Here is a 12,376-nt window from a genome sequence, read left to right as displayed (position 1 = left end):
CGGATTTTCGCCAAGGCGACACTTCAGGGGGTGGCCATTCCGGCTGGCTGGAACAGGGCCTGGACGCGGCGGGCAATCTGCCCCAGGGGCAGGATCTCATGCGCCAGGTTGGCCGCCACCACGACGGCGGGCATTCCGTAGACCACGGACGTCGCCTCGTCCTGGGCGAGCACCCGCCCGCCTGCCTGGTGGACGTCACGGATGCCGTCCAGGCCGTCCTGGCCCATGCCGGTGAGCACCACGGACAGGGACGCCTGCCCGTACGTGCGCGCCACGGAGCGGAACAGCCAGTTGGCGGAGGGGCGGAAGCCCTGGATGGGGGCGGCGCCGGACACCTGGGCCCGGTGGTCCGTCGTCACGCCCAGGTGCTTGTCGTCCGGGGCCAGGTAGACGGTGCCCGCCACCAGCGGCTCGCCGTCGTCGGCCACCTTCACCGTCAGCTTCGTGGCCGTGCTCAGCCAGGTGGCCAGGCCCGAACCGAACCCCAGCGCGATGTGCTGCACCACCAGGATGGGCACGGGCACGTCCTTGCCGTTGAGCTCGGACAGGATGCGGTACAGCGCCGCGGGCCCTCCGGTGGAGGCCGCCATGGCCAGCACGGCCGGGCGCGTGCCTCCGGAGGTGGGCAGCTCCAGCGGCGTGGGCGGCAGGGCGGTGCGCTCCGGCCAGCGGCGCACCACCTTCACCTGGGCCATGGCCTTGAGCGTGTCGCGCAGCCGGCGGCTGTCCGCCTCGAAGTCCGGCGACTCCGGGCCCACCGGCTTCTGGAGCACCGCGAGCGCCCCGGCGCGCAGCGCGGCCATGGACGTCTGGATGTCGCGCTCCACCAGCGTGGACACCACCACCACGGGCGTGGGCACCTCCGTCATGATGCGGCGGGTGGCGTCCAGGCCGTCCATGCGCGGCATCTGGATGTCCATCGTCACCAGGCTCGGCTGGAGCCGCTGGCACAGCTCCACCGCCTCCACCCCGTCCCGGGCCTCGCCCACCACGGTGAGCGCCGGGTCGGTGCGGAGGATCTCCACCAGCAGCCGACGGGCGGTGGGCGAATCCTCCGCCACCAGGATGCGCAACGGTTCGTTCTTCATAGCAGTCGCCTCAGCGTCTCCAGCAGGCTCGTCGGATCAAACGCGCTCTTCACGATGTACGCACTCGCACCGGCTTGCAGCCCGCGCGCCTTGTCCTCGGGCTTCTCCCGCGATGTGACGAGCACCACCGGCACCCGTCCGAAGCGGGGTGACGCGCGCACGGCCTCCGTGACGGAGAACCCGTCCATGCGCGGCATCTCCACGTCCAGCACCAGCGCGTCCGCGCCGCCCGCCTGGAGCTGCTCCCAGGCCTCGGCCCCGTCCGCGCACGCGGTGACGTCGTAGCCGGCGCCCTCCAGGATGCTCTGCTCCAGCATGCGCGTGGTGGGCGAGTCGTCCGCCAGCACCACCCGCCTGCGCACGGCCTGCTCCTTGGGCGTGGGGAAGAACTGCGTGGATGGCCGGCCGCCGGCCGCCCGCACCAGCGACGCGGGGTTGAGCAGCAGCGCCATGCGTCCGTCCGGCAGCACCGCCGCGGCGGCCACGTGCCGCGCCCGCTTCACGCGCGAGCCCAGGGAGCGCACCAGCACCTCCTGTTCGGCGATGACCTCGTCCACCACCAGCGCCGCCTGCGCGGTGCCCGCGGACAGCACCACCGCCGCGGGCCGCGCGCGGGGCGGGCCGGCGGGCAGCTCCAGCACGCCCGCGAGCGACGCCAGCGGCACCAGCGCGTCCGGCGTCACCCAGGACATGCGGCCCTCCACCTCGCGCACGTCGGACGGGGACAGGCGCAGCAGCCGGTCCACGCCCTCGCTGGCCAGCGCGAGCACCTGTCCGCCCACGTCCACCAGCAGCACGCGCAGGGTGCTCAGGGTGAGGGGCACGTCCAGCGTGAAGCGGGTGCCCTGGCCCGCCTTGAAGGCCACCTCCACGCTGCCGCGCAGGGCCTCCACCTGGGCGCGCACCACGTCCAGGCCCACGCCCCGGCCGGACACCGCCGTCACCTTCGCCGCGGTGGACAGCCCGGGCAGGAACACGAGCCGCGCGGCCTCCTCGTCCTCGTCGGGGACGTCCAGGCCCCGGGCCCGCGCGCGCTCGCGCAGGGCCTCCAGGTCCAGGCCGCGCCCGTCGTCCTCCACCGCCACCTCCACCCGGTTGCCGCGCAGCCGCGCGGACAGCACCACGCGGCCCTCCTCCGGCTTGCCGTGGCGCGCGCGCTCCTCGGGCGCCTCCAGGCCGTGCGCCACCGCGTTGCGCACCAGGTGCAGCAGGGGCTCGCGCAGCGACTGGAGCAGGGAGCGGTCCAGGTCCAGGCCTCCGCCGTGGATCTCCATGCGCACGCGCCGGCCCATGCCGTGCGCCACGTCGCGCGCGGCGCGCTCCAGGCCCGTGCAGCCCTCCTCGAAGGGCAGCATGCGGGCGCGGCGCACCTCGTCGTCCAGGCCGGTGGAGGACTGGAACAGGGCGCGGCGGTCCTGCGCCAGCACCCGCGCCACCCGCGCCAGCTCCAGCTCCACCCGGCGCAACGTCGTCTCGGAAGCCGTGCCGCGCACCGTCTCACGCAGGCCGCCGACGTCGTCGCGCAGGGACTCCAGCGCCTCGGCGTGGCCTTCCAGGCGCAGCATCGCCACGCGCAGCTCGCCGCTGCGGCCCAGCAGCGCGTCCAGCTTCTGGCCGGACACGCGCACCGGCAGCGCCTCGCCGCTGGCCACCGCGGGGGCGGGGAGCTCCGGCTCCGCGGAGGACTGCGCTTCGGACGCAGGCTGGGAGGCCTTCGGGAGCTTCGGCGGGGCCCACGCGGGCTCCGGTGGAGGGAAGGGCGCCGCAGGTCCGCCCTGCGCCGCCCGCTCCAACTGCGGCATCAGGGACTCCAGCGGCGAGCCCGCCAGGTCCTGACGCGTCGCCAGCCGGCGGCCCGCGTCGTCCAGCGCGTCCACCGTGGCGAAGCACAGCTCGAACAGCTCCGGCGACGGAGCGCGCCCGTGGATGAGCGGCTCCAGCACCTCCTCCAGGCGGTGGCAGGCGGTCTCCACCAGGCTGGCGCTGGCCGCGCGCGACGCGCCCTTCACGCTGTGCAGCGTGCGCAGGAGGCCGGGGATGAGCTCCCGCGCGCGCGCCGGGGCCTGCTCCAGCGCGAGCAGGTCCCGGTTGAGGGACACGACGTGCCCCTCCAGCTCCTCCAGGAAGGAGTCCAGCAGTGCCTGCGCCAGCCGGTCGCGATCCATGCGTTAGCGCCCGAACTCCCCGAGCAGCCCCTTCAACTTCTGGCCCATGGCGTTGATGTCCTGCATCGCCCGCTCCGTCTGGCGCGACGAGATGAGGCCCTGCTGCGTGGCCTGGTTCACGTCGTGCATCGCCTGACGGATCTGCCCGATGCCGGTGGCCTGCTGGTTGGCGGACGCGGCGATCTGCGCGGCGGTGAGCGACGCCTGCGTGAGCAGGTCCGCGAGCTGCTGGATGGTGGTGCCCGCCTCGGTGACGACGCGCGTGGCGGACGACACGCTCTTGGTGCCCTCCTCCGTGGTCATCACCGCGCCGTGCGTGGCCTTCTGGATTTGACCCAGAATCTGGCGCACCTGCGCGGTGGCCTTCTTGGACTGGTCCGCCAGGGCCTTCACCTCGGAGGCCACGACGGCGAAGCCGCGGCCGTGCTCGCCCGCGCGGCTCGCCTCGATGGAGGCGTTGAGCGCCAGCATGTGCGTCTGTTCGGAGATGTCGTTGACGGTGGTGATGATGTCGCCAATGGCCTGTGCCTGTTCGGCCAGGGCGAGGATGCGCGACGCGATGGACTCCACCTGGTCGCGCACGGCGCCCATCGCGGACACGGCCTCCTCCACGGCGCGGCGACCGGAGCGGCCCACCTCTTCGGAGTGACGGGCGGACTCGCTCACCGCGCGGGCGCGGCCGGCGGCCTCCTCCGACGTCTTGGTGATCTCCTCGATGGTGCTCACCGTCTCCGTGACGGCGCTGCCCTGCTCCTGGGCACCGGCCACCTGTTCGGTGGTGCTGGCGAGGATTTCGGACGACGCGCCGGCCAGCTGGTTGACGAACTCCGCCACCGTCTTGAGCGTGTGCTCGCGCTGCTCGGCCTGCCTGGCGAGCTGCGCCTCGGCCAGCTCGCGGCGCTGGGCCATGGCGTTGAAGGCGCCCGCCAGATCCGCCATCTCGTCACGGCCCTTCACGTCGATGCGGTGCGACAGCTCGCCCCGGCCCAGTTGTTCCGCGCCGACGGTGAGCTTGCGCAGCGGGGTGGTGATGCCCCGGGTGATGACGAAGCTGCCCACGCCGACGATGGTCAGGCCCAGCAGGGTGCCCAGGCCCAGCACCCACAGGCTGCGCTGCGCGGCCTGCCGGGCCTCTTCGGCGTCGCGCTGCCAGCGCTGCTGCTCCATGTCGAGCATCTCGCCGATGTTGTCGCGCACCTGGTCCATCAGCTCCAGGCCCCGGCCGCCCTGGACGGCGCTCGCCGCGGCCTCCATGCCCTTCTCGCGACGCAGGCGGATGCCCTCCTGCAGCCGCTCCAGCCGGGCCCTGATGATGGGCTCCAGCCGGTTCAGCCGCGCGCGCTGCTCGGGATACTCGGCCATGGCCGTCCGCAGGTTGCTCAGGTCCTCCTGGAGGTTGCCGAGCGCGGCGTTGTAGGGCACCAGGTAGCGGTCCTCGCCGGTGATGATGAAGCCGCGCTGCCCCGTCTCCGCGTCCACCAGCAGCGCGCGCACCTCGCGCAGGACGCGGAAGTTCTCATGGGCCTTCAGCAGCCCCTCCGTCGTGGAGGTGAGCTGCCTCGCGCCCTGGAAGGCCACGGCGGCGATCACCAGCAGGACCAGCAGGGAAAGGCCGAAGCCCAGCGCGATGCGATTCCCGATGCTCATACGGCTCCTTCTTCGGACAGCTCGAACACGAGACGACCGTCACCCAGGAGGGCCTCTCCCTCCAGGACGAGCGTGCCGTCGGGGCTGACGCCGGACACCAGCGCGCCCGCTTCTTCTTCCAGGGAGGGGGGCGCGGCCAACAGCTCCGTGCCCGTCAGCACCGCCACCTCCGTCACTTCATCCGTGCGCAGCCCCAGCTCCGGCCGCGTGGTGCCCACCACCAGCACCGGGCCGTTCGCGTGGGACGCGGGCCGGCCGAACAGGGGCGCCAGCTCCACCACGGGCAGCACCTCGCCGCGCAGCAGCGTCAGGCCGCGCAGCAGGGGCGGCGCGCCCGGCAGCGGGGTGAGCTCCGGCGCGCGCATCACCTCCAGGATGAAGCGCGACTCCAGCGCATAGGACTGGCCCGCGGCGCGGAAGCGCACCACCTCGCGCTGGCTGCCGGGCAGCACCGGGATTTCGGGCGGGCGGGCCAGGGCGCGCGCGCGCGCGTCCAGTTGTTCGGCCGCCGCCTCGCCGGAGAGGGACTCCCGCGCCTCGGAGGCGCGCTCCAGCTCCTCCAGTCGGGCCCGGGCCTTCTCGAAGTCGATGACTCCCTCACGCTTCGGCATCAGCTCGCCTTTCCACCTTCAAGCTCCAGACGCCGCCACTCCGCGCGGGCCACGTCCGCCAGTGCACCGGCCCGCTCACCCTCCGCCAGCGGCACCAGCGCCTCCGGCGGCAACTTCCGACACAGCCCTTCCGCCTCGCGGTACGCCCGTGCCGCCGCGGCGGCCTGGTCCTGCCGGCGCAGCACGTGGCCCAGCAGCAGGTGTCCCACGGCGAGCCCCGGCTCCAGGTAGAGCGCCTGGCGGGCGGACTTCTCCGCGTCGGGCAGTCGCGACTGGCCCAGCAGCAGCAGCGCCTCCAGATACCGCAGACCGGCGACCAACGGGTGACGAACCACGGCCTCCCCGCACGCGAACACCGCCGCGCGGGGCTCCAGGTTGGCCAGCCCACGCACCGCCTCCAGGGCGTGCTCGGGGTCGGCCGCCTGGGCGCCTGCCCGCTTCGAGGCCTCGCGCCAGTCCCCTCGGGCCAGCGCCTGCCGCACGCCCTCCAGCGCCTCCACGCTCAGCGTGAAGCGCGCGGGTGCGGCCGGTGGGGGAGTGGCGGTCGCACCAGGGCGAGCGAAAGCGCCTGAAGCTTCCCCGGGGCCTGAAGCGAAGCGGGCCCCATCGAAGGACCCCGAGGCTTCTTCCGAACCCGGCGTGAAGCGGGCATCGGCGAAGGCACCCGACATCTCCTCCGCGCGCGGAGCGCGGCGAGCCTCGGTGAAGGCGCCCGACGTCTCCTCCGAGCGCGGAGTGAAGCGGCCATCGGCGAAGGTGCCTGACGTGGAGCGGGCACCGTCGAAGGACCCTGGGGTCGGCCCCGGAGTGAAGCGGGAGGTGTCGGAGCCCAGGGGCGCCGGACGTCCCGGGACGAAGGGTGTGCCGTCCGCGCGCAGGGGCGCGAGGGGCTGGAGCGGCACGATGTGCTGGGCGTCCAGGGGCTTGCGGTACAGCACGCCCCAGTCGGTGAGCACGGCCTCGAAGGGGGCGTAGTCGCCCAGCGGCGGGTCGGAGGGGCCGGAGAACAGATAGCCCCCGTCGTCCAGGGCGGCGAAGAGCCGGCGGGCCACGCCTTCAATGGTGGCGTGGTTGAAGTAGATGAGGACGTTGCGGCAGAAGATGACGTCCAACTGCCACAGGCCGCTGTCCGGTGACGGCCACGTCTCCAGGGCGAGGTTGAGGTAGGCCAGCCTCACGTGGCGCTTCACGTCCGGGTTCAGCAGGTAGTGACGGCCCTCCTGCTTGAGGTGGGCGCGCATGCGATCCGCGGAAGGGCCGCGCAGGGACCAGTCGGTGTAGCGGCCCTCCGCGGCGCGGGCGAGCGCCGTGCGCGACACGTCCGTGGCGTGCACGGTCATGTGCTCTTCCCAGCCCTCGGCCATCAGCAGCGCGGCGATGGAGTAGGGCTCCTCGCCGGAGGAGCAGGCCGCGCTCCATGCGCGCAGCAGGTGCTCCGGGCCGCGGCGCTCGCGCAGCTCCGGTAGCACGACGCGGCGCAGGTGGTCGAAGTGTTCGTGCGTGCGGAAGAAGTACGTCTCACCGATGGTGAGCTCGGTGAGCAGGTCGTCCAGCAGCGCGTTGTTCAGCGCCAGGTGCTGACGGTAGGTGGCCACGTCGCCCAGGTTCGCGCGGGCCATGGCGCGCTGGATGCCTTCCTCGGCGGCGGCCAGACAACTGGGCGCGGCGAGCCCCGCCCGCTCCTCCACGAGGGCGAGCACTTCCTTGAAGCCCGGCGACAGGACACCGCCAATCAAGCGGTCTCCGGCCGGGCTCCGAGCGCGGTGTCCAACTGCAGCGCTTCGGCTTCGGACAGGAACGAGCGCAGGTCGTGCACCAGCACCATCCCGTCGGACAGCTTCGCGGCGCCGGACACGTACCCCACGCCGGGCAGCTCCTGGAGGGACGCGTCCCATTCCCCGGGGGCGATGAAGCGCAGGCCCTCCGCGCGGTCCACCCGCAGCGCCACCGGGCGCTGGCCGTTGGTGGCGATGATGAAGTGGTCCATGGGCGACAGGGACCGCGCGGGGTGGCGGAACCTCCGTCGCAGGTCCAGCACCGGGATGAGCTCACCGCGCAGGTTGAGCAGTCCCTCCACCACGTCCGGCGCCTGGGGCAGGTGCGTGAGGCGGGCGGCGCGCACCAGCTCGCGCACGTCCTCCACTGGCAGGCCATAGCGCTGCCGCTCCAGGGTGAACAGCAGGACTTCCTGTGGGCGGGCCTCCGGAGGGGGAATCATGGATGCGCGTCTCACGCTACAGGACGCAAGGCCCCCTGGGGATTCAGGATGTTGCCCCGTCCTCTAGAAGACGCTCCGGGTGAAGGCCGCGCCATGGCCTCGGAGGAACGCCCGGCGAGCGACCCTGAGTCCCGGAAAGGAAACTCTTTTTCGTCCGGGCCGTACCGACGGGACAGTCGCCAGCCGGCACGAGGCCGGGCATCGTGAGGACCATGGTTCGGCACGTCATCGTCGTGGGAGCAGGGCCCGGAGGGCTGTCGGTCGCCATCAACCTGGCGGGGCAGGGCTTCCGGGTCACCGTGGTGGAGAAGGACGCGGTGCCGGGCGGCCGGATGAAGGGGCTGCGGCTGGGCGAGGACGGCGAGTACGCGGTGGACACCGGCCCCTCCATCCTCCAACTGCCCGGCGTGCTGGAGCAGATCTTCCGGCGCTCGGGCAAGCGGCTGGAGGACTACGTCACGCTCACGCCGGTGGATCCGAACACGCGCGTGCACTTCTGGGACGGCACGCACCTGGACACGCGGCGCGACGTGGAGCGGATGGGCCAGGAACTGGAGAAGTTCGGCGCGGGCAAGGCCCAGGCGCTGAAGGGGTGGATGGAGGACGGGCGGGAGAAGTACGCGCTCGCGTACGAGAAGTTCATCTGCACGAACGCGGGGAGCCTGGGCTACTACGCCCCGTGGCGGCTGGCGCCCACGCTGCGCTTCAAGCCGTGGCAGACGCTCTACAAGCAGCTGGACTCGTTCTTCCACGACGACCGGATGACGTACGCGCTGGCGTACCCGTCGAAGTACCTGGGGCTGCACCCGACGACGTGCTCGTCCGTGTTCAGCGTGATTCCGTTCATCGAGCTGGCCTTCGGCGTGTGGCACGTCCAGGGCGGCTTCCGGGAGCTGGCGCGCGGGATGATGAAGTGCGCCCAGGACCTGGGCGTCACCTTCCGCATGGGCACGCCGGTGGAGCGCGTGCGCGTGGAGACGGGGCGCGCGGTGGGCGTGAAGCTGGAGGGCGGCGAGGTGCTGGACGCGGACGCGGTGGTGGTGAACGCGGACCTGGCGTACGCGGCGCAGAAGCTCTTGGCGCCCGAAGCGCGTGAAGGCGGGCGGCTGACGGACGCGGCGCTGGAGCGGGCGAAGTATTCGTGCAGCACGTTCATGGCGTACTACGGGCTGGACACGACGTACGCGGACCTGCCGCACCACCTCATCTACCTGTCGGAGAGCGCGCGGCGCACGGACCGGGACGCGCTGGAGGACCGGTCGGTGGACGTGGACGACCCGCCCTTCTACGTGTGCAACCCGGGCGTGTCGGACACGACGGGGACGGGGGCGCCCAGGGGGCACTCGACGCTGTACGTGCTCGTGCCCACGCCCAACACGGCGCGGCCGGTGGACTGGGCGAAGACGGAGGCGACGCTGCGCGAGCGCATCCCGAAGATGCTGGAGAAGGTGGGCATCAAGAACGTGCGCGAGCACGTGAAGGCGGAGCGCTACTTCACGGCGGAGACGTGGCGGGACGACTTCAACGTGTTCCGGGGCGCGGTGTTCAACCTGTCCCATACGTGGTTGCAGCTGGGCCCGCTCAGGCCCCGCGTGAAGAACGCGCAGGTGGAGGGCCTGTACTTCGTGGGCGGGGGCACGCACCCGGGCAGCGGGCTGCTCACCATCATGGAGAGCGCGAACATCGCGGCGGACTACCTCACGCGCGAGGCGGGCAAGGGCGCGCTGCCGGGCTGGCCGTACGTGCCGCCGCTGGAAGAGGACGTGAAGGCGGAGGCGCCGGCGCCCCAGGCCCTCGCGGGCTGAAGCACCGGGCGGCGCGAGGGCCCGCTCAGGCCACGTACCGGGTCGCCAGCTGCGACACCTGCCCCGTGGCCTGCTCCACCGCGGTCGCCGCCTCCTGCGTGGTGCCCAGCTGGCGCAGCGTGGCGGCCATCAGCTCGTCCATCTCACTGACCGCGCTGAAGAGCTGATCCACGCCCGCGTGCTGCTGCGCCACGGCCTCGGCGATCTGCCGCACCGCGGTCGCGGACTCCTGCGCCAGGGAGATGAGCTCGCGCAGCCGCTCGCCGCTCTTGCGCAGCGGCACGAGCGCGGCCTCCACGCCCTGGGCGCTCTGGTCCGCCGTCGCCACCGCCTCGACCGTGGCCGTCTCCATGCCCTCCAGCAGCCCGCGCACCTGGCCCGTCGCCTTGATGGACTGGTCCGCCAGCTCCCGCATCTGCCGCGCCACCACCGCGAAGCCCCGGCCCTGCTCGCCCGCGCGGCTCGCCTCGATGGCGGCGTTGATGGCCAGCATGTGCGACTGGTCCCCCAGCGACTTCACCACCTCCGACACCCGGCCCACCTCGCGCGCCCGCATGCCCAGGTCGCTCACCTGCTGGTGCAGGCCATGCGTGAGGTCCCGGATGTCCGCGAGCCCCTTCTCCGTGCCCGCCAGCGACTCCTCGCCCAGCCGGCCCATCGCGGCGGCGCGCTCCGCCACCTCCAGGATGTTCCCCGCGCGGCTGGCCGCCAGCTTCGACGTCTGTTGGATCTCCTGCGCCGTGGAGCGCGCCTGGTGGATGGCCACCGCCTGACGCGACAGCGTGCGGTTCTGCTGGTCGCTGGCCTCCGTGAGCCGCGTGCCCGCCTGCGCCAGGTGCCCCGCCGACGAGCGCAGCGACCGGGGCAGCTCCTGCAACTGCTCATAGAGCAGCCACGTCCGCGCGGACAGGTCGCCCAATTCGTCCGTGGACACCCACTGCGGCGGTGACGCGCGGCCCTCCACCAGCGCGTCCAGCGAAGCGCCAATCGCCTTCGCCCCCTGCGCCAGCCGCCGCGCCGCCCACGCCGCGGTGAAGATGGCGCCCAGCGCCGCGAACCCGCCCAGCAGCGCCACCGGCGTCGTCAGGTCGTCCTGCAACGGCCCGATGCGCGCGCGCACCCGCGCCGCGCCCCGGTGGTCGCCCGACAGCTCCAGGTCGTCCGCCAGCCCCGACAGGTTCTTCTCCAGCCGCAGCTGCAGCGTGGCGATGCTGGTGATGCAGGTGATGAGCAGCGCGGACACCACGATGGCCGGCAGGAACCAGCTCTGCCGGGGCAGGAACATCCCCTCACCGGCGGGGCGCTCGTGCGGCGCGCGGCGGAACGCCTCCAGCGTCACCGCCGCCAGCGTCCGCTCATAGAGCATGTACATCAGGGGCGCGCTGAAGAGGCCCGCGCTCATCGCCACCGCCACGCCCACCAGGATGACGCGCGGCGGACGGTCCAGCGCCAGCCCGATGGCGCCGTTGAAGAAGATGCCGCCCAGGAACCAGCCCGCCTGCGCCTCCACGAACGTCAGGATGCCCGGCAGCCGCAACAGCCGGCGCAGCCGCTGCGGCGCGTTGCCCGGCGCCTCGTGCAGCGCGTGCCGCAACAGCGCACCCACCGCGCCAATGGGCACCACCAGCGCCAGCCCGCCAATCACGATGGGCGTGACGACCCCCAGCACGAAGCCCATCGCGCTCGAGTCCACGTCCAGCAACTGCATGTCGACGTAGATGGCGGGCGCCACCGCCACGGTCACGACGAGCGTTCGCAGCATCAGCAGCTTGAAGAGCAGCGCGCCTGCGGTCGGGGTCGTGGGCTGATTCATCGGGAGGATGATCCGGGGGGAGCATCAGCCTGCGGGGGAAGTGCGAGTGCGTCAACGACACGACCGCGTCTTGTGCCAGAGACTCCCGGGTCTCCGGGGATGCCAGGGACGCAACGGGTAGGCCGGGCGGGGAGCGTGTCGGTTGATCGACACCGAAGCCCCCTTCCGGAGCGCGTGGCCGCGCGAGGAGGGCAGCCAGGCGGACGGGCCACCGACGGCTGCCGGCCGCCTCCGACGTGCGCACGTTGTCCTCCACAACGCTTCACACAACGACGTCAGGAGGACGCCATGGGTGAGTGGACCGACAAGGCCAAGGGCAAGGTAAAGGAGACCGTGGGCGTGGCGACCGGCGACCGCTCGCTGGAGGCCGAAGGCAAGGCCGACACGGTGAAGGGCAAGGTGAAGGGCGTGGTCGAGGACATCAAGCACGCCATCAAGGACAAGAAGGACGAGCGCGAGGAAGTGCGTCGTGGTGACGCGGATCCGTATCAGCGCTGAGTCCTGAGTCCCCGCGAAGACGCGCAACCGTTCGGGCCGCGGAAGCCAGTGCTTCCCGCGGCCCGGGCTGTTTCAGGACCGCATCTTCTCGCAGGGACACGCCACTTCGAGGAAGGTGGTGGACTTGCCGCTGACCATCACCCAGAGGCAGCGCAGCACACAGGCTGTACCGAACTCCCGGTAGATGAGCCCCAGGTTGGCAACCACCTCACGTCCCGTGATGACCCCGCGCATGTCCCGCTCCCTTGGCTCTGCCGTCCGACCCGCCGCCCATGGCAAGGCGTCTTGCCGGGCAGAGACCTTTGCAAAGGGCTGGCCGCGCTCGGCGACGCGCCTGTTCCCGGCATTGTCCAGAATGGGACGTCTCATGGGCTTGAATCCTGGGCCTCGGTCGCACGCCTGCCCGCGTCACGGTGCACGAAACGGCTGCGGGCCCTGAAAACGTTACAGCGGGCAGCGTCCGCCGGATGACGCGCGGCTCGTTCCGGTGCCTGGGCCGGCCGGGCGATGGAGCCCCACCGCCTGGTCGCG

General features: G+C 72.4%; 10 protein-coding genes. 2 read left to right on the top strand and 8 right to left on the bottom strand.

What is annotated here, in order from left to right:
- Nucleotides 1-23 precede the first annotated feature (23 nt).
- From cheB to OV207_RS36220, 6 genes are read right to left on the bottom strand one after another with little or no spacing between them, the layout of a single operon-like run.
- The gene (cheB, locus tag OV207_RS36245; RefSeq protein WP_267559656.1) at nt 24-1,088 is read right to left on the bottom strand and encodes a chemotaxis-specific protein-glutamate methyltransferase CheB; all 1,065 of its coding nucleotides are present in this window, start codon (nt 1,086-1,088) and stop codon (nt 24-26) included.
- The gene (locus OV207_RS36240) at nt 1,085-3,253 is read right to left on the bottom strand and encodes a hybrid sensor histidine kinase/response regulator (RefSeq protein WP_267559655.1); all 2,169 of its coding nucleotides are present in this window, start codon (nt 3,251-3,253) and stop codon (nt 1,085-1,087) included. Before OV207_RS36240 ends, cheB begins: the two co-directional genes overlap by 4 nt.
- Nucleotides 3,254-3,256: 3 nt before the next feature.
- Nucleotides 3,257-4,900 carry a methyl-accepting chemotaxis protein gene (locus tag OV207_RS36235; RefSeq protein WP_193349674.1) on the bottom strand — a complete coding sequence of 548 codons (1,644 nt, stop codon included), beginning with the start codon at nt 4,898-4,900 and terminating at the stop codon, nt 3,257-3,259.
- Nucleotides 4,897-5,511 carry a chemotaxis protein CheW gene (locus OV207_RS36230; RefSeq protein ID WP_267559654.1) on the bottom strand — a complete coding sequence of 205 codons (615 nt, stop codon included), beginning with the start codon at nt 5,509-5,511 and terminating at the stop codon, nt 4,897-4,899. Before OV207_RS36230 ends, OV207_RS36235 begins: the two co-directional genes overlap by 4 nt.
- A complete protein-coding gene (locus OV207_RS36225) occupies nt 5,511-7,247 on the bottom strand; it encodes a CheR family methyltransferase (protein WP_267559653.1) in 1,737 nt (578 codons plus the stop codon). The genes OV207_RS36230 and OV207_RS36225 overlap by 1 nt, the downstream gene beginning before the upstream one ends.
- On the bottom strand, nt 7,244-7,729 hold the full coding sequence (locus OV207_RS36220; RefSeq protein WP_267559652.1) for a chemotaxis protein CheW: 486 nt from the start codon (nt 7,727-7,729) through the stop codon (nt 7,244-7,246). The genes OV207_RS36225 and OV207_RS36220 overlap by 4 nt, the downstream gene beginning before the upstream one ends.
- 212 nt (nt 7,730-7,941) lie before the next feature.
- Here OV207_RS36220 and OV207_RS36215 point away from each other — a divergent pair, with 212 nt between their 5' ends.
- Complete coding sequence (locus tag OV207_RS36215; RefSeq protein WP_267559676.1) at nt 7,942-9,534, top strand: phytoene desaturase family protein; 1,593 nt, start codon at nt 7,942-7,944, stop codon at nt 9,532-9,534.
- A 25-nt stretch (nt 9,535-9,559) separates the two neighbouring features.
- On the opposite strand, the gene OV207_RS36210 is transcribed toward OV207_RS36215, so the two are convergent.
- Entirely contained in the window at nt 9,560-11,347 is a 1,788-nt protein-coding gene (locus OV207_RS36210; protein WP_267559651.1) for a methyl-accepting chemotaxis protein, read from the bottom strand.
- A 288-nt stretch (nt 11,348-11,635) separates the two neighbouring features.
- On the opposite strand from OV207_RS36210, the gene OV207_RS36205 reads away from it, so the two are divergent.
- Entirely contained in the window at nt 11,636-11,845 is a 210-nt protein-coding gene (locus OV207_RS36205; protein ID WP_267559650.1) for a CsbD family protein, read from the top strand.
- A gap of 72 nt (nt 11,846-11,917) precedes the next feature.
- Here OV207_RS36205 and OV207_RS36200 read toward each other — a convergent pair whose 3' ends face one another.
- The gene (locus tag OV207_RS36200; RefSeq protein ID WP_193349668.1) at nt 11,918-12,079 is read right to left on the bottom strand and encodes a hypothetical protein; all 162 of its coding nucleotides are present in this window, start codon (nt 12,077-12,079) and stop codon (nt 11,918-11,920) included.
- Nucleotides 12,080-12,376: the final 297 nt, after the last annotated feature.

This window comes from Corallococcus sp. BB11-1 (genome assembly GCF_026626625.1).
GTDB lineage: Bacteria > Myxococcota > Myxococcia > Myxococcales > Myxococcaceae > Corallococcus > Corallococcus soli.
Note: the sequence above shows the minus strand (reverse complement) of the source record. Positions and strands in the feature narration are given on the sequence as shown.